The sequence below is a fragment of the Solemya pervernicosa gill symbiont genome (assembly GCF_002020875.1).
Taxonomy (GTDB): domain Bacteria; phylum Pseudomonadota; class Gammaproteobacteria.
Genome location: NZ_MPRL01000018.1, coordinates 39213 through 57231, shown reverse-complemented (window position 1 = coordinate 57231; position 18019 = coordinate 39213). Strand labels below are relative to the sequence as shown.

17 protein-coding genes and 2 tRNA genes are annotated in these 18019 nt (G+C 53.0%); 16 read left to right on the top strand and 3 right to left on the bottom strand.

The window, feature by feature from the left end:
- From BOW52_RS06570 to BOW52_RS06555, 4 genes are all read left to right on the top strand, one after another.
- Positions 1-346: hypothetical protein (locus tag BOW52_RS06570; RefSeq protein WP_078483296.1), on the top strand; the 346-nt coding region annotated here is incomplete at its 5' end.
- A 685-nt stretch (positions 347-1031) separates the two neighbouring features.
- Positions 1032-1661, top strand: coding sequence for a chromosomal replication initiator protein DnaA (locus BOW52_RS06565; RefSeq protein WP_078483294.1), 630 nt, complete (start codon positions 1032-1034; stop codon positions 1659-1661).
- A gap of 194 nt (positions 1662-1855) precedes the next feature.
- Entirely contained in the window at positions 1856-2251 is a 396-nt protein-coding gene (locus tag BOW52_RS06560) for a sulfur globule family protein (protein WP_078483293.1), read from the top strand.
- Positions 2252-2356: 105 nt separating this feature from the next.
- Positions 2357-3139, top strand: a complete 783-nt coding sequence (locus BOW52_RS06555; RefSeq protein WP_078483292.1) for a hypothetical protein — start codon at positions 2357-2359, stop codon at positions 3137-3139.
- Between the two features lie 525 nt (positions 3140-3664).
- On the opposite strand, the gene BOW52_RS06550 is transcribed toward BOW52_RS06555, so the two are convergent.
- Positions 3665-3925: a hypothetical protein gene (locus BOW52_RS06550; RefSeq protein WP_135622110.1), complete on the bottom strand. Its 261-nt coding sequence runs from the start codon at positions 3923-3925 to the stop codon at positions 3665-3667.
- A gap of 342 nt (positions 3926-4267) precedes the next feature.
- Between BOW52_RS06550 and BOW52_RS06545 the strand changes: the two genes are divergently transcribed.
- From BOW52_RS06545 to BOW52_RS06500, 10 genes are all read left to right on the top strand, one after another.
- Positions 4268-4579 carry a hypothetical protein gene (locus BOW52_RS06545; RefSeq protein ID WP_135622108.1) on the top strand — a complete coding sequence of 104 codons (312 nt, stop codon included), beginning with the start codon at positions 4268-4270 and terminating at the stop codon, positions 4577-4579.
- A 75-nt stretch (positions 4580-4654) separates the two neighbouring features.
- A complete protein-coding gene (locus tag BOW52_RS06540) occupies positions 4655-5287 on the top strand; it encodes a nucleotide-binding protein (protein WP_078483291.1) in 633 nt (210 codons plus the stop codon).
- Positions 5288-5306: 19 nt separating this feature from the next.
- Positions 5307-6185 carry a tetratricopeptide repeat protein gene (locus tag BOW52_RS06535; RefSeq protein ID WP_078483290.1) on the top strand — a complete coding sequence of 293 codons (879 nt, stop codon included), beginning with the start codon at positions 5307-5309 and terminating at the stop codon, positions 6183-6185.
- A gap of 97 nt (positions 6186-6282) precedes the next feature.
- Complete coding sequence (locus BOW52_RS06530; RefSeq protein WP_078483289.1) at positions 6283-6780, top strand: methyl-accepting chemotaxis domain-containing protein; 498 nt, start codon at positions 6283-6285, stop codon at positions 6778-6780.
- Between the two features lie 46 nt (positions 6781-6826).
- Positions 6827-8275, top strand: coding sequence for a dynamin family protein (locus tag BOW52_RS06525; protein WP_078483288.1), 1449 nt, complete (start codon positions 6827-6829; stop codon positions 8273-8275).
- Between the two features lie 120 nt (positions 8276-8395).
- Positions 8396-8650: a hypothetical protein gene (locus BOW52_RS06520; protein ID WP_078483287.1), complete on the top strand. Its 255-nt coding sequence runs from the start codon at positions 8396-8398 to the stop codon at positions 8648-8650.
- Positions 8651-8765: 115 nt separating this feature from the next.
- Positions 8766-10181 (top strand): glutamate--tRNA ligase, encoded by a 1416-nt coding sequence (gene gltX / locus BOW52_RS06515; RefSeq protein WP_078483286.1) that lies wholly within the window; start codon positions 8766-8768, stop codon positions 10179-10181.
- 12 nt (positions 10182-10193) lie between these two features.
- Positions 10194-11894 carry a glutamine--tRNA ligase/YqeY domain fusion protein gene (locus BOW52_RS06510; RefSeq protein WP_078483285.1) on the top strand — a complete coding sequence of 567 codons (1701 nt, stop codon included), beginning with the start codon at positions 10194-10196 and terminating at the stop codon, positions 11892-11894.
- Between the two features lie 60 nt (positions 11895-11954).
- A tRNA-Ala gene (locus tag BOW52_RS06505) sits at positions 11955-12030 on the top strand.
- A 32-nt stretch (positions 12031-12062) separates the two neighbouring features.
- Positions 12063-12138 (top strand) — tRNA-Glu (locus BOW52_RS06500).
- A 63-nt stretch (positions 12139-12201) separates the two neighbouring features.
- Here BOW52_RS06500 and narL read toward each other — a convergent pair.
- Complete coding sequence (narL, locus tag BOW52_RS06495) at positions 12202-12861, bottom strand: two-component system response regulator NarL (protein WP_078483284.1); 660 nt, start codon at positions 12859-12861, stop codon at positions 12202-12204.
- Positions 12854-14767, bottom strand: a complete 1914-nt coding sequence (locus BOW52_RS06490) for a type IV pili methyl-accepting chemotaxis transducer N-terminal domain-containing protein (protein ID WP_078483283.1) — start codon at positions 14765-14767, stop codon at positions 12854-12856. The genes narL and BOW52_RS06490 overlap by 8 nt, the downstream gene beginning before the upstream one ends.
- 295 nt (positions 14768-15062) lie before the next feature.
- Here BOW52_RS06490 and BOW52_RS06485 point away from each other — a divergent pair, with 295 nt between their 5' ends.
- Together BOW52_RS06485 and BOW52_RS06480 are read left to right on the top strand one after the other, a co-directional pair.
- Positions 15063-16325: an MFS transporter gene (locus tag BOW52_RS06485; RefSeq protein ID WP_078483282.1), complete on the top strand. Its 1263-nt coding sequence runs from the start codon at positions 15063-15065 to the stop codon at positions 16323-16325.
- A 53-nt stretch (positions 16326-16378) separates the two neighbouring features.
- Positions 16379-17983 carry an MFS transporter gene (locus BOW52_RS06480; RefSeq protein WP_078483281.1) on the top strand — a complete coding sequence of 535 codons (1605 nt, stop codon included), beginning with the start codon at positions 16379-16381 and terminating at the stop codon, positions 17981-17983.
- Positions 17984-18019 lie beyond the last annotated feature (36 nt).

The window sequence follows — 18019 nt, the reverse complement described above, 5'->3', positions numbered from 1 at the left end:
AGAGAAGGCTGCAGCAGAGAAGGCTGCAGCAGAGAAGGCTGCAGCAGAGAAGGCTGCAGCAGAGAAGGCTGCAGCAGAGAAGGCTGCAGCAGAGAAGGCCGAAGCAGAGAAAGCGGAAGCGGACAAGGTAGCTACTGAATCAGTCGAAATTGCAAAGCCCGCTATCAAGAAGGCCGCTCCGAAGAAAGCTGCTCCGAAGAAGAGTGCTGCCAAGAAGACACCGGTTAAAAAAGCAGCTGCAAAGAAGGCTCCAGCCAAAAAAGCCCCAGCCAAAAAGGCGGCACCAAAGAAGAGTGAAACAAAGTCGGCCGGGCAGAGGAGAAGACGTGGTATCCGTCTCAAATAATTCTGGTTTACGGACTCTTCTTCTGGACGATGCAAGGGGCTGTTGGGTGGTGCTGTTATGACGCTTAATAGAATAAAGAGGATTGTGATTGCTGCAGCGATGGTTTCACTTTCGCTACCCCTCTCTGCGGCGGTTGATGGCACACCGGTTAGCTCGGATGCTGTGGATGGGCATTCAGATGCCTCGACTCAATACGATGGGGTCATGCCTCCTCCAGGACCCTATCGTTCCATTTCTCTTGGCGGTGAAGCTGTTCCCAGCGCTACGTATCGCCCACTGGATGTGCCCTCTGGCTATGTGCCAGAAGCGCAGTCTCCAGGTGTAGTTGCTAACCGTGCCGCTCCAGCCACATCACCTGTGACGACTGCTGGTGAAAGAGCAGGGGAGGGTATGAGTCAGGCAGTACAAGAGGAGGGTGTGATTCCTCAGTGTGGAGGTTATCGAACGCCAGCTAGAGAGATCGCCCGCTATAATCGGGGGGTGGCCCCCGATCCACGTTGGATGCGCTATCCGCCAATGTGGAGTGGTCCGCGTCCGTCCTATGTTATCCCTAATCAGTGGGGAGCTGTGCGTAGGGCAATGCCAGCTAGAAACTATATGATGCCGCCGATGCCGTATGGCTATCGTATTCCTCAGAGAGGGTATGGGAACGGTTATTAATCTTAATTGATTTGCCGACTACTAGATGATGAACGGAGAACTGATCAAAAAGAGAGGCGTTGGATTGCTGGCCATTATTGGCTCGTTCTTCATCGTCGATACGGTACTGGGTTGGGGTAGCGAGCCGGAGCCTGAGAAAAAGGCTGCGCCTAAGCAGGCACAGCCTGCGCCGGTTTGGCAGGTCATCGGTGGAACTCGCGGCTGGAAGGGGGTGCCCGTTGAGCGACCAAGCCAGTATCAGCCTAAACAGCCTCAGTCTGCCCCATATTTCCCTCAAGAGCTGGATGAAACAGGCGTGAACCCCTGGTCTGTAAAGAGGCGTCCTGTTGAGTCTCAGCAACCGAAACAGTCACGTCCCTGGGGAGAGCTCCCTCCAACACCCAAAAGTGATTGGCGTGATGAAAAGCGGACCGAGCGTAGCGTTCCTGAGAGATCCCAACCCAGAGTGATGCAAAATTACAATCCGGCTCCAAGTTGGGGCTATGCAAACCGAGGCTATTCAAATCCAGGTTATGCAATGCAGTACCCCTATTCAGGAAATAGTTGGGAGACGGGGAACCCATTCTCCAACGGAATGTGGTCGCCCTGGAGTGGTTCTGGAAATAGTTTCCCCTGGGGTAATGGAAACGGCGATTGGCCGTTTATGGGTTTTTGATGCTCTTGTTTGCAAAGTAATGGGTTTAACAGGAGTTTGAGTAGGATTTGGATAAGTGTCGTGTTTATTTCACGGCTTATCCTGATGATGATGAGCGAGAGGCCTCCTGCGTTCATTAGCTTTAAGCACGATAGGGGGTAGGTAGAGACAGGATGATCCTGTTAAAACTCAACTTATATGTTTGGAGAATGGAAATGAAAAACCTGACTAAAGCACTCGTCCTGGCGGGTCTGATCGGCGCAGCTGCTGCCCCTCTTTCATCTGCGAATGCATGGTGGGGCGGTGGTCCATGGAATAACAACGGCTGGGGTAACAACGGCTGGAACAACAATAACAATGGCTGGGGCAACGGTAACGGCTATGGTGATGGTTCCGGTAGTGGTGACATGTCATTCTCAATGAGTGGCAGCGGTCGTGGTAATAGCAATATGTATAACGGCTATAACGGTTATAACGGTTATAACGGTTATAACGGTGGTTATGCTCCTTATGGCTATGGTGCTCCTTACGGTTATGGCGCTCCATATGGTGCTCCTTACGGCTACGGCGCTCCTGTCGCGGCTGCTGCACCGGCAGCGCCTGCACAATAAGTGGCCTGAAGCTGCATCGCATCTAGGTGCGATGCAGTCATTCTAATCTCCTGGTCTGACCGGGACCCTGTTTTTGAAGAAAATTCACCCTGTAAGCAGGTTGAGATGAATATCGAAAAGTTATCAAAAAGTTTATTGGCGGGTGTTCTGCAGTGTGTTGCACCGCTACTTTTCTGGTCTGTTTCAGGCCCCCTATTTGCGGCGGAGAGCATTGAGTTCTCGGCCGAGGCGGTACAGGTAATACCGCAGCGTCCCGAGATGCGGGCGAAGATGTATGTTGGCAGTGATAAGGTTCGAAGCGAGTATCTCTCCGCAAGCGGTGAGAGTGTTGCTGATATCTCCTATGTGAAGGAGGGGCGCAGGGTTATGTTGCTTACTGCGCAGAAGTCCTACATGGAACGCAAGGGTGGAAATGTTCCCTCAGCGATCGCGCAGCGCTCTTCAAATGATAATCCGTGTCAGGATGTTGAGAATGTTGCTTGTAAGCCATTAGGCCGCGAGTCGGTGCATGGACGTAGTAGTGTCAAGTGGGAGCTGATTTCAAACAATAAAGGGACCGTCGAACGTACACTGATGTGGCTAGATGAGTTGCGAATGATGCCGTTACGCCAGATCTATCCGGATGGTACAGTCTCTGAACTTCGGCTGCTCAAAAACGAGGATCTAAATGGTCGTGAAACTGAGAAGTGGAAGCTGACCGTGACCCGTTCTGACGGCCAGACGAGTCACTCCTTTCAGTGGTTCGATCTCGAATTAAAGATTTCTATCCGTGAGGAGATGGAGGGGGGTTACATACGTGAACTCCGCGACATCAAGGTTGGGCCGCAGCCAGTTGAGCTGTTTGAGATTCCAGCAGGATTTACGAAGATTACAAAGCCAAAGTCGTGATAACGAGTTTGCGCATGTCGCAACCAGCGACAGATAACGAGGAAATATTTGAAGTGAAAAGCTTAATAGTCAAGGTGATGGGTGCAGTAGCGGTACTTCCCATTCTCTGCTCGGTTGAAGCCGCTGCATCGGGTTACCCACCCGTACCGCCGATGCCGCATACCTACCAAATGCAACCACCACCTCCTCCGATGCCTCCACGTTTCATGACGCCACAGATTAGTGCGCCAGCCCCTTTTGCAGCACCTATGATGCATAACCCCATCGCCTTTCGTGCACCCCAGTGGGTACAGCAGCCGATGCCGCGTTACCGATCGCGTTTTTCACAACCTCCTCGTGGCAGCTATATGGCTCAGGGTCGGCCCTCGCATTCATACGGCCGTGTGAACTACCCACCTACCTCCTATCAGAAAGCGCCATGGCCGGTGCGTCCTGCACCGCAGATGGCACAGATGCCTCCGCAGCCCATGCACTTCTTCGGTGCGCCTCCGGTATCAAGAATGGCCAAATATCCACCGGCACAGCCTAATCGCACTGTGAGCGGCTGGAATCGTCCCGCCTGGCAGAGGCAGGCAAGAGCTCCTCTGGCCCAGCCGCGCTATGCCAACCCTTGGCAGAGGGCGAATCGCTACCCGGCACCTGCTCAGCAAGCGGTCTATCGTCCCTTGCAGAGAAGTAGTTTTCAGCAGGCCCGCTTCTCGCAGCCGAGTAGAAATTGGGGTATGAATAATCCGTACCCACGTCCTGCAGGACAACGATATGCACCTTGGCCAGTCTCTCAGCCACGCTATATTGCAGCGCCTCAACCGACTTGGCGCCAACCCGCTATGACAGCCTACCGCCGGCCGCTGCCCCCCCGTTGGCAGCAGAATCGTGCCTCTGCACCAAGCCAATGGCGCCGCACGGCAGCAGTTCATCAGAGAAAACCGGTTGTCGAACAGGTAAATCGTTATCAGCCCACGTTGGTAGCTGCAAATACTAATAGTTATGCACCAAGATCATTTCCGACGATTAGTCGCTGGAATCGCAACCCTTATAGCGGTTGGGGTGGTAATTAAGGGCAAACTTCTGATGTTGTAGTGGGGGAGAGGATTGAGGCGCTGGCGAATTAACTTGTTGGGTCTTTTGTTGCTTCTTTCGACGGGTGTTGAAGCCTGGCAGGGGGTGCCGAACTACCCCTACATGCCCGCCTATAGAGGGGGGGTGGTGAATCCCTACCCGGCGCAGATGGGTTATCCGCGTTGGGGGTATCCGAACAGTGTCAGGGGTATGAGTCCGTGGCGACAGCCTTGGAGTCCAGTGAACTATTACGGACCGTGGGGATCGATGCGCGGCGCGGTAAATCCCAACGGTGATTTCTGGGTGAATATCACGGTGAGTGGTTCGCTTTCGACGTTGATGAATGAGTTGATGCTCTACTCAGCGCTACAAGGTTATTAAGTTACAGCAGTTTGGTGGGGTTTGGATGGATGGAGTCGAAGCCCTAAGGCTTGAGGAAAAAGGTAGCAAACGATAATGATAACGGTAATTGCTAATCTTAAAGGCGGCTCTGGTAAGAGCACGATCACATTTAATCTTGGTATCTGGCTGGCTACCAAGGGACAGCCAGTGGTTGCATATGATCTAGACCCTCAATGTACCTTGCTGGATGTGGCAGAGGTGCGGCGTGAAGATGGCCATGCACCACCCTTTCAGGTCTACCAGACAGAGAGCAACATCACTGACAACCTTCGTCACCACAATGGTGAGGTGCTGGTCGATGTGGGTGCCGCCAATCTTGATGCGATGAAAGAGGCGCTGATCACTGCTAACAGAATTGTGATTCCGGTACCGCCGAGTCAGGCCGATGTCTGGGCCACGCAGCGTTTTCTCAATATTTTGAATGAGACTGAGGCAAACCACGCCACGGAGATTCTCGCCTTTGTTAACCGCGCCGATACCCACCATGCGGTACGAGAGTCGGATGAGACGGCTGAGGCGTTGAGAATGCTCCCGGGTATTGAGGTGATGGAGCACCGCTTGAGGCAGCGTACGATCTTCCGCCGCTCCTTCAGTGAAGGATTGGCAGTGTTTGAATTGATGCCTGGTTGTAAATCAGCCGTTGAGTTTGAGGAGCTGGCGACCGCACTCTACCCGCAGTTTGCCTGATAGAGAGAAAGAGCCCCAAATGATGAAATTTTTTCGCTATATGTTGAATTATACTTTTCTTGCGGCACTGCTAATTGCAGGCATTGTGGGCTATTTCTATCGTGAAGAGCTCTATCCCGAGCTACAAAAGGGATTTGAGGCGATAGATGAGCAGGTACAACAGCAGGTAGAGGCGCTCAATGAGGTGGCAGGGGAGTCTGATAGCTCTGAGACCGTAATAACGGGTAGTGAAGGGGTAGATAAGGTATCATCTGAAAAGGTATCCGCCTCAAATGAAGTTAAAGCGACGGCAGTGACGCTGCTTGAGCAACCGGCAGTTCCTGAGGTGGCAAACGTTGAAGAGGTCAGCAGTGATCTGAAACCAGCGGCGACTGAGACTGTTACAGATGAGCCTGATGTTGAACCGCCTGTTATTGAGGTAAAGAGCCCAGTAGATCAGCTGGTTGAGTCTCAATCCGAGGCGCAAGCCACACCTCTGATCGAGGCGTCATCTGAGGCAAAGGTCGATGATGCAGTCGTGTCGACGGTAGAGATTGAGAGCGTTCCCGGTGGTGAGGAGAAGCAAAATACGCAACCAGGGATAGCCTCCTTGCAGGGTGCTCGGAACGCCTTCTGGCAGGGTGAATATGAACAGGCTGAAGAGAGTTACAGACGCCTTGCAGAACAGCAACCGAGAAACCCAGATGCTATCGGCGAACTGGGTAATCTATACTTCGCACAAGGGCGCTATGAAGAGGAGGCAGCTGCTTACAGTAAGGCGGCCGATCGACTGGCAGAGATAGGACACATGGGACAGGCCATGCACTTGGTGAAAGTGCTGTATGGGTTGGCCCCTGAAAAGGCGAAGGATCTCGAACAGCGGCTCATGGATCGGGTCAAGAAGGGTGATAATAATTAGCGCTTAACCGGACTGCATTGAGTCGGAGCGCACGGGGCGAGGCTCTGTATTGAGCAATAAAGTGATAAACGAACGAATTTTTTAGGGGTAGATACCCATGGCCAATGAGCTAGCAGAAGGCGTAGAGGTAGATGTACCGGGACCCGCACTGAAAGGACCGGCGGATTGTGAAAACTGTATGGCAACCAGTGTTGAAAGACTCACTGGTATATTCGAGGCAAGTGCACATCGCTGGGAGGTCATCGTCTATCCAGCACTGATCGCCTTTGTGATTCTTGCAGGTTATGGCTTCTACCTGATTTATAGTCTGACGCGTGATGTACAGACTGTTGCTGCTAACATGAATGCGATTTCAAATAACATGAAGGTTGTGACCGTGCACATGCAGGCAGTTTCCGACAATATGCATGAAATCCGCGGCACAATTGATCGTCAGGCGAATTCAATGGACGATGTGGTAACGCATATGTCGCAGATGAATCATACGATGCGGTTAATGACCGGCTCGGTTGATCTAATGCGTCGTGATATCGGCTCAATGAATTACAATGTATCTAAGCCCATGAACTTTATGAATAACTTTGTTCCCTGGTAGCAGGTGACAGTTAGATTCGTAGTTATTAACGGCGGGGATATTGCGCATGTTTGGTGCGAGTAAGAAAGTCAGAAAACGTCTCAAGAGCCTCGAGCAACACCTTAAGCAAGAAAATCCAATGTTGGTCTCGGCGGTCAAGAGTTACCGCCAGCTCGACAGTGTTGGTTATGCGATGGGGCTGCTTGATGCCGATGACTCCTTCACTACCCAGATTCCCTGGTGGCCGCTGATCTCGATCCTCGGTACCTTCTCGGCTGGCAAATCGACTTTCATCAACCACTATCTAGGTCATCGCCTGCAGTCGACTGGTAATCAGGCAGTTGATGATCGTTTTACGGTTATCTGCTACAGCCGTGATAACGCCTCACATGAGCTACCAGGTGTCGCACTCGATGCCGATCCGCGTTTCCCCTTCTATCAGTTCAGCGAAGAGCTCGATAAGGTTGAAGAGGGCGAGGGGCGCCGCGTTGATGCCTATCTGCAGCTCAAGACCTCGCCTGCCGATGTAATGAATGGCATGATTCTGATCGATTCACCCGGATTTGATGCCGATGCGCAGCGCACCGGCATCCTGCGCATCACTGATCACATCGTCAGTCTCTCCGATCTGGTGCTGGTCTTTTTTGATGCCCGTCATCCTGAGCCCGGTGCGATGCGTGACACGCTAAAACATCTGGTTGCCAGTACGGTTAATCGTGCCGATTCAAGTAAGTTTGTCTATGTGCTCAACCAGATTGATGCCACTGCGCGTGAGGATAACCCTGAAGAGGTGGTCGCTTCCTGGCAGCGCGCGCTGGCTACGGAAGGTCTGACCGCCGGTCGCTTCTTTACCATCTACAATCCCGATGCAGCGGTTGCTATCGAGGATGACGATACACGCAAACGCTTTGAAGAGAAGCGAGACCATGATCTGGCCGATATGCATGAAAGAATGCGTCAGGTTGGTGTTGAGCGTGCCTATCGAATTATCGGTGCGCTTGAGAACACTGCCTACGAGATCGAAGATACGGTGGTGCCTAAACTGCGTGAGCAGATCAAACTCTGGGCGCGACATGTGCTGTGGTGGGATCTTGGTCTCTATCTCACGACGATTGCGATACTCCTGAGTGGCACCATTAAGGCGGGTTACTGGAATGGTTTCACGTTTGCACCGCCGTGGCTGGAATCGTTCACGACTTCGACTGCCTGGCAGATCGTCGTCTTTGCGCTGGGCGTCACTGTCGTGGTTGGCACGCACTTCCTATCGCGTCACCTCTCATTCAAATACCTCTATAAACGTTTTGCACGTAAGCTCGGCAGCGGTATCTCCAGTGAACGGCTGCTGCGTGCCTTCCGTGCAAACACCCGTCCCTGGCGTAGTATCTTCTCGCCTGAGCCGATGGGGTGGGGCTGGTTAAGCAAAAAACGGATGCGCACCATTCATGAAGAGGCTGATCGCTACGTACAGAGCCTTAACGATCGCTTTACCAATCCCTCAGGTGGCGATCGCGACTGAGTCGAAAGGTGTGCTGTTTCCTTCTGAGTTAGTGCCTTCCCCCTGTGTCAGGTGCGTGAAATGGACATGCCTCAGTGCGCATGTAGAATGACGACTCCATTTCTTTTTGAGTAGCAAGCAATGAGCGATATCCCTCTCCAAATCTCTTCTCAGCTGGTCAACGATGTTCAGTCCGTGATTTCCAAGGCCGACCCTCGTGCGCACGATCCGAGTGCAACCATGCAGTATCTGGCCGCTATTATTGGCATTATCCTCGGCAACCGCCCCGCCACCGAAGAGGAGAAGCAGGCCTATATTGACCAGCTCAGCGGCTTCATTAAGCGCGTTGTTGATGATGTTGATGGTCAGCGTCAGGAACCAGCTGCAGAGGAGTAAGCTCTACTCATGCGGCGGTGGTGAAATTATCGCTGTAGGAGGACTCTAACTGCCGGAATGTCGCGGCAGTTCTGCTAGAATAGCCGCTTTTACCAGATTGGAAATTGCAGCTGTTATGAGCGTCAAAACCCGTTTTGCCCCCAGCCCAACCGGCTACCTCCACGTCGGTGGTGCCCGCACAGCACTCTTCTCCTGGCTCCATGCGCGCAAGCATGGTGGCCGCTTTGTGTTGCGTATCGAAGATACCGATCTGGAGCGCTCTACCATCGAGTCGGTCAATGCGATCCTTGAGGGGATGACCTGGCTCGGTCTTGAGTATGATGAAGGGCCGATTCATCAGACCCACCGCTTTGAACGCTACGAAGAGGTGATTCAGGGCTTGATGGATAAGGGGCTCGCCTACCGATGTAACTGTTCGCGTGAACGTATCGATGCGATTCGCGAAGAGCAGATGCGGCTCAAGGAGAAGCCTCGTTACGACGGTCACTGCCGCGATAAAACTATCGATCCCAACGAGCCACACGTTATCCGTTTCCGTAATCCCGATGACGGAGATGTGGTGGTTAATGATCTGATTCGTGGTCGGGTGGTCTATAGCAATACTGAGCTTGATGATCTGATTATCAGACGTACCGACGGTTCTCCCACCTACAACATGACAGTAGTGGTCGACGATCTCGATATGGGCATCACACAGGTGATTCGCGGTGATGATCACCTCAATAATACCCCGCGCCAGATCAATATCCTCAACGCTTTGGATGCAGAGCCTCCTCAGTACGCCCACGTGCCGATGATTCTCGGTGATGATGGCGCACGTCTCTCCAAGCGCCACGGTGCCGTAAGTGTGATGCAATATCGCGAGATGGGCATCCTCCCCGAGGCGCTGCTCAACTATCTGGTACGTCTTGGTTGGTCGCATGGTGATGAGGAGCTTTTCAGCATTGATCAGATGGTTGAGCTGTTCAATATCGAAGATGTTAACAAGTCCGCTTCCAGCTTCAATACCGACAAGCTGTTGTGGATCAACCAGCACTATATAAAAAATGATGATCCCGCCCGCATCGCTCATCTGCTCAGCTACCATATGGGTGAGATCGGCATCGACCCGACTACAGGCCCCTCGCTGGTCGAAGTGGTGAAGGCGCAGCAGGAGCGAGCCAATACACTGGTTGAGATGGCGGAGATCAGCGCCTTTATCTATCGTGACTTCGATGAGTACGAGGAGAAGGCGGCAAAGAAACATCTACGCCCCGTGGCTGCGGAGCCGCTACGCAAGGTACGTGAGTTACTAGCAGCACAACAGGAGTGGCAGGGCGAGGCGCTGCACGCCTGTGTTGAGCAGGCCTCGGAAGCGCTTGAACTGAAGATGGGTAAGGTGGCGCAGCCACTGCGAGTGGCGGTGGTGGGTCGTGCTGCATCGCCGGGTATCGATGTGACGCTGGAACTGGTCGGCAAAGCGGCGACCCTGCGTCGTATCGATCGTGCGCTTGAGTTTATTGCGCAGCGTGCCGCTGAAACTCAGGGTTAGGAGACGAGTAAGATGAGCAGTAGTGAAACCTCGACACCGAGCAACTTTATTCGCCATATCATAGATGACGATATCACCGCCGGTAAAAATGGTGGCAAGGTTGTTACCCGTTTTCCACCCGAGCCAAACGGCTATCTCCATATCGGGCACGCCAAGTCGATCTGTCTCAACTTTGGTGTGGCTGAAGATTATCAGGGGCGTTGCAACCTGCGCTTCGACGACACCAATCCACACAAAGAGAATATCGAGTTCGTTGAGTCGATCCAGAAGGATGTGCGCTGGCTCGGTTTCGAGTGGGGTGAGCAGCACTACTACGCCTCCGACTATTTCGAGAAGCTCTACGAATTCGCGGTTGAGCTGATCAAGGTGGGTAAGGCCTATGTTTGTGATCAGAATGCTGAAGAGATGCGTGAGTATCGCGGCAACCTGAAAGAGCCGGGTCGTGAGAGTCCATACCGTGATCGCACAGTGGATGAGAGTCTTGATCTGTTTGTCCGTATGCGTGCGGGCGAGTTTGAAGATGGTAGTAAGGTGCTGCGTGCCAAGATCGATATGGCATCGCCCAATATGAATATGCGTGATCCGACTCTTTACCGGATTCGCCACGGTGTCGTGCACCACCAGACCGGTAGTGAGTGGTGTCTCTATCCAATGTACGACTACACCCACCCGATCTCCGATGCACTGGAGGGAATTACCCACTCACTCTGTACACTGGAGTTTGAGGACCACCGTCCGCTTTACGACTGGGTGCTTGATAACATCTCGATCGAGTGCCATCCACAGCAGATCGAATTCTCACGCCTGAATCTGCAGTACTGTGTTATGAGTAAGCGCAAGCTGACACAGCTGGTCGATGAAGGATTTGTGGAGGGGTGGGACGATCCGCGTATGCCGACTATTGCTGGTATGCGTCGCCGTGGTTTTACCCCGATATCGATTCGTGACTTCTGCGACCGTATCGGCATCACCAAGTCCGATAACAGCGTTGAAATGGGGGTGCTGGAGAGCTGCATCCGCGACGACCTCAACACCAATGCCGAGCGCCGCATGGCAGTGCTACATCCGCTCAAGGTGGTGATCGAGAATCTTGCCGAGGGGCAGGAGGAGCAGATGGAGGCAGCCAACCATCCACAAAACGAGGCGAAAGGCAGTCGTAAGATTCCCTTTACCCGTGAACTCTATATCGACCGCAACGACTTTCTCGAGGTTGCACCCAACAAGAAGTTTAAACGCCTGGTGACAGGCGGTGAGGTGCGTCTGCGTAACGCCTACGTGATCCGTTGTGATGAGGTGATCAAGGATGATGCAGGTGAGATCATTGAACTGCGTTGTAGTTACGACCCCGATACTCTTGGTGCCAACCCCGAGGGGCGCAAGGTGAAGGGCGTGATCCACTGGGTTTCGGCCACTCATGGCGTACCGGCGGAGATTCGCCTCTATGATCGTCTCTTTAGTCATCCGACACCTGACAGCAGCAAGGAGGAGGGTAAGTCCTTCACCGACTACCTCAACGCCGATTCATTGCGTACCTTGACCCACTGCTATGTTGAACCCAGCCTTGCAGAGTCCGAAGCTGGTGTTCCCGTGCAGTTTGAACGCGAGGGTTACTACTGTCTCGATACGCAACAATCAGCCAATGGTGGTCTGGTATTTAACCGCACCGTCACGCTGCGTGACTCGTGGGCGAAGATTGAGGGGCAGGGAAGATAAACGGGTTGTGAATTACGCTTGACATGGACGCCGCTTTTCCGCAGAATTCCCGCTCCGTTTGGGGCTATAGCTCAGCTGGGAGAGCACTTGCATGGCATGCAAGGGGTCGGCGGTTCGATCCCGCCTAGCTCCACCAAACGAAGCAACAAGGCAGTGCCAGAAGGATTCGTCCCCTTCGTCTAGAGGCCTAGGACATCGCCCTTTCACGGCGACGACAGGGGTTCGACTCCCCTAGGGGACGCCATACAAAAAAGGGCTACGCATCTGCGTAGCCCTTTTTCTTTGCCTCAAATAAACTGCCCTCAGTTCAGGGCTTCTTACGATTGTTTTCGACTGCCCAGACCGCCGCTTCAACTCGTGAGCGCAGGTTGAGCTTTTTCAGTAGATGTTTGACGTGCACCTTGACGGTGCCATCGGTGATGCCGAGCTCACGGGCGATCAGCTTGTTACTCAGCCCCTTGGCAATCAGCTCCAGAATCTCCTTTTCGCGCTCAGTCAGTCCCGCCTCGTTGGGATCGTTGGGTTGGGTGTCTTCGCGCAGTGCCTGGGCGAGCAGCTCAGTAAGTTGGGGGCTGATTGCCAGACGTCCCTGACCCGCCACACTGAGCTGCTTGAGGATGTCCTCCGGCTCCATGTCCTTTAGTAGATAACCGTCTGCACCAGCCCTTAGGGCAGCGACCACGTTATCTTCATGATCGGAAACGGTCAGCATCACCACGCGGGTATCAAGAGACTCATCCGCCTTGATCGCCTTTAGGGTCATGATGCCGTCCATTCCCTTCATATTCAGGTCGAGCAGAATCAGCTCTGGTTGTAAGGCTCTGGCCTTCTCCAAACCCTCCTCACCAGAGGCTGCCTCACCGATCAACTCCAGGGAGTCATCCATTGAGATCAGATCGGCGACGCCCTGCCTGAAGAGCGGGTGGTCGTCGATGGTCAGAATAGTGTGGAGGCCGTTTTCACTCATAGTTGGATACCTGATTTGCTGTGGCTCGATGTGATGGGGTGAATATTAGCTCAACGCGAGTACCGCCGCTGCCGCGTGGAATAATGCGTAGTTTACCGCCGAGGCTGCGTGCACGTTCTTTCATGATCGCAAGGCCGTAGTGGTGGCGTTTGCCCGAGGCGTTAATACCGACGCCGTTGTCGTTGATCTGTACTGTAACGTAACCGTAGGTGTCGTGCTGTAGATTAACATCGGCATGGCTGGCATTGGCGTGCTGTACGACATTAGAGAGTGCCTCACGAATAATCTGCAGCAGGTTGACCTCTTCATTGGCGGTGAGGCTGCAGCCGCCGAGCTGGTTGTTGAGCATGATGGAGGTAGCGCCACGCTCAGAGAACTCATTGGTCGTATCCTCCAGCGCGTGTGCGAGATCGGTGTCGACAATGCTGAGTCGGAAAGTGGTCAGGAGTTCACGCAGTTCTCGATAGGCGCTATTGAGTCCCTGACGCAGTTCACTAACGATTTTTCCCTGTGATTCACCCGAGCTGTTATTACTGATCTCATGATCAAGACGGCTGACCTGGATTTTCATATAGGAGAGCGACTGTGCCAGTGAGTCATGTAGCTCGCGGGCGATAACGGTGCGCTCTTCCAGTAGCGAGAGACGACGATCCTGATTAGTGCTGCGTGCGATATTGATCGCGATGGCGATATGGCTGGCGATCGACTCGAGCAGGCGTTTCTCCCACTCTTCAACATGTTTCTCTTTTGGGATCTCGAACAGCAGTACGCCGTATTGAGTGCCCTTGTCGAGAATGGGGATAGAGATGATGTTGTCGCTCTGCGGGTTCTCTTTGGCCAGTTCAATAAAGTGGGTGTCACAGTTGCCAAAACAGGAGCCGCAGTTGGGAGGGGTACAGGTACCAAGGTCGACGCTGTTAGGATCGCGTGTGGTGGCAATCTTATAGGCACCTCGTTTGCCATACTCAAATTTTGCCACATCTTCCGGGTCGGCCAGACAGATGGTGCCGGAACTGACCCCCATCATCTCAGCGATATCACTTAACAGGGTGTTATAGGTCGACTCGGTGGGAGTCGAAGTGTTGATGGTTCGGGTGGTGTTATAGAGCAGTTCAAGTGAACGGTTGGTGCGTTCCAGATCGGCGGTCTTGGTCTGTACCAGGCTCTCAAGATCATCGTACTGTTGTGAAAGATCTTCGGCCATGACGTTGAAGGCCTCACCCAGCTGACCCAATTCATCCCCTGAATTGTGTCTAACGCGAATGGTGAAATCTCGTTGGCCGACGTGCTGGGTGAAGTTGAGCAGGGCGCGTAACGGGTTGAGCACATCGGTGTTCATTAAATACATGGTGTAGAAAGCGACCATCAGGGTGAGAAACAGCGATACCACCTGGATCAGACGCAGGAACTGGATGCGTGACTCGGTAGCCTCCTCCAGCAATCCAACCAGTTTGTCGATCTTCTCCACAAACAGATCGATGGTGGCAAGGGTGGTCGGTGTCAGAGCCTTACTGCCGTATTGAATGCGCCCCAATAACATCGGCTTGATGCGTTGATGCCACTGCTGCTCTACCAATCTATAGGTGTTGGTGATGGTGTTATCGGACTCACTTCTGAGTATGCCGGTCAGACGTGGGCTGTTGAGGCGCTGCTCAAACCCACTGATAAGGTCTAGGGTGTGGCCAGCACTGCCATCGATGCGACTCTGGGAGGAGAGGGTGAGGCTGCTGGCGATTCGGTAGGACTGCATACGCAGCGTGCCAGCCTGATTTATGGCTGCAGCCTCGCCCTCGGTAGTGTCGGCGATGATGACTGAGCTCAACATACCCACAAAAGCTAGTAGGGTAATCGTGGCCATCGCCAGCCCGATCCGCAATAACAGTGACTTTTTAGCTTTTTCTCGCATCGAACTTCATCGTCTATTTGATGCTGAATAATAGCGTTTTTAATCGAGAAGGGCAGTGGTGATACCACCTATTATCTTGACCAGATATAAAGCTTATTTATTAGCAAAATCTAATTTAATGAATTACCGAGTAATCAACAGGTTAACCCGTTAACTACTCTACCCAATTAGTGGTATCTCTTCCAATTTAATCAAGTATTTGCTCCCTTGTTCAGATCTCCTAGAGGCATAGACTCCGTACCTGACAAATCTTTTTGCGTGGTGAGTTCAACAAGGATTTTGGAGGAGGAAGAAGATGGCGAGTTATAGAAAACAACAATTATCGGTCCTTACTATGAACACCGTCGGCTTTACGGCTTGTTTTGCCGTATGGGTGATGTTCTCGGTTATAGGTATACCGATCAAGACCGGTCTTAGTTTGAGTGATACCCAATTCGGCCTGCTAGCTGCAACGCCGATCCTGACCGGCTCCGTGCTGCGTCTACCGCTCGGAATGATGACCGATAAATATGGTGGTCGCCCTGTCTACTTCTGGTTGATGGCCTCGATCATTATCCCACTGTTCCTGATCTCAAAGGCCACTGAGTACTGGCAGTTCCTGGTTCTCGGTCTCTTTGTCGGTGTCGCTGGTGCCTCCTTCTCGGTCGGTATTGCCTACACCTCTCGCTGGTTTACCCGTGAGACTGCTGGTTTTGCGATGGGTATATTCGGTGCCGGTAACGCTGGTGCAGCACTGACCAAGTTTGTCGCTCCCACCATCCTGGTTGCTTACGGGTGGGAAATGGTGCCAGTTATCTACGCCATTGCGATGACGCTCGTTGTCATCCTTTTCTGGATGTTTACCTACTCCGATGAGAGCCACAAGGTGGAGTCATCAGTCACGGTAATGGATCAGCTGCGAATGCTGAAAGACCCGGTGGTCTGGAAATATTGCCAGTACTACTCGCTGGTGTTTGGTGGCTTCGTTGCGCTCTCGCTGTGGATGACCAAGTACTACATGACTGAGTACGGCCACGGCATTCAGGATGCAGCACTATTGGCAGCAATCTTTGTCCTGCCGTCGGGCATCATTCGTGCGCTGGGTGGCTGGCTCTCAGATAAGTTTGGTGCCCACAAGGTGACCTACTGGGTAATGTGGTCGTCGGCGATCTGCCTCTTCTTCATGTCCTATCCCCTCACCGAAATCTCGATCGCGACCCGTGATGGTGATCCGATCACTATGACCCTCGGTGTGAATGAGTATGTCTTCACCGCGCTGCTGTTTGTGGTGGGTATCGCATGGGGCTTCGGTAAGGCGTCTGTCTTTAAGTATCTCTCCGATGAGTATCCCGACAGGATCGGCGTGATGTCGGGTGTGGTCGGTCTGGCCGGTGGTATGGGTGGCTTCACCCTGCCAATCCTGTTCGGTGTGATGCTCGACTACACCGGTGTAGGTACAACCGCCTTCATGCTGCTCTACGGTATCACCATGGTCTCGATCATGTGGATGCAGTGGTCGGGTGAATCGCAGCGTGATCGTGAGATGCGTAAACAGTTTGGCCCGGACGTTATGGAATAACCGGGTGTTTGGTAAGTAACAAAAGTTCCTTTCATAAATTGAGGATATAAAATATGGCTGATATAAGAGAGTGGAACCCAGAAGATGATGGCTTCTGGGAATCGAAAGGCAAGAGTATTGCCAATCGAAATTTGTGGATCTCGATCCCAAGCCTGTTGAGTGGCTTTGCGGTCTGGCTCTACTGGGGCATCATTACTGTACAGATGCTAAATCTGGGCTTCCCGTTTGCCAAGGCTGAGCTCTTTACGCTGGCTGCGATCGCCGGTCTGACCGGTGCAACGCTACGTATACCTAATAGCTTCTTTATCCGTATCGCGGGTGGTCGAAATACCATCTTCTTTACAACCGCACTGCTGATGATTCCAGCCATCGGTGCTGGTATCGCACTGCAGGATAAGAACACGCCGCTGTGGGTGTTCCAGATCCTCGCCTTCCTCTCCGGCTTCGGTGGCGGTAACTTCGCCTCTTCGATGTCCAACATCAGTTTCTTCTTTCCGAAGCGGATGCAGGGTCTGGCGCTGGGTCTGAATGCAGGTCTGGGTAATGCCGGTGTAACCACCATGCAGATCGTGGTTCCTCTGGTAATGACCTTCGGTATCTTTGGCGGTGAGGCGATGATCCTGGAGAACACCTCAGGCACCCTGATCGGTAAGATCCCTGCCGGTACCGAGACCTATATCCACAACGCCGGTTTCGTCTGGTTGCTGCTGCTGATACCGCTCGCATTCGCTGGCTGGTTCGGTATGAACAACCTGCGTACTGAAGAGGTCTCACCACACATCGGTTCACCGATTGGTGCGATGTCGAAGATCGCCGGTATGCTGATGATTGGTTTCGTCACTGCAGCGATTGGTCTCTACATCATCCTGCCAGCACCTACGGGTCTTGGAGCGCCGGGTTGGGCCAAGTGGCCTGTTATTGCCGGTATCCTCTTCACCACTGTTATGTTGATGAAGATGATCCCGGGCGACATCAAGCCTAATCTGCAGCGTCAGTTCAAGATCTTCGGTAACAAACACACCTGGGTTATGAGCATTATCTACACCATGACCTTCGGTAGCTTCATCGGTTACTCGGCCGGTTTCGCCCTGGCTATCAAGGTAGTGTTTGGCTTCCAGCATGTTGAGATTAACGGCCTGATGACCCATGACCTGGCTAATCCGAATGGTCCTTCGGCTCTGATGTACGCCTGGATGGGTCCATTTATCGGTGCGCTGATTCGCCCAGTGGGTGGTTGGATCTCCGATAAGGTGGGTGGTGCCAAGGTAACTCAGGTTGTTGCGATTGTGATGATTGCCAGCGCCTTTGGTGTTGCGCACTTCCTCAAGGCGGCCTACCAGTCGGCAACCCCTGAAGAGTTCTTTGTACCCTTCTTTGTACTGTTCCTGGTTCTGTTTGCTGCTACCGGTATCGGTAACGGCTCTACCTTCCGCACCATCGCGATGGTCTTCCCTAAAGAGCAGGCGGGTCCTGTACTCGGCTGGACTTCAGCGGTAGCGGCCTACGGCGCCTTCATTATTCCTAAGGTGTTTGGTGAGCAGATCAAGGCAACCACTCCAGAGAATGCACTCTACGGCTTCGCAGTCTTCTACGCGGTCTGTCTGGTGCTCAACTGGTGGTACTACCTCGGTCCAAAGGCGGAAATCAAGAATCCTTAGGCAACAGAGTAAGTTGCCCCTTTGAAAAATGTCGGG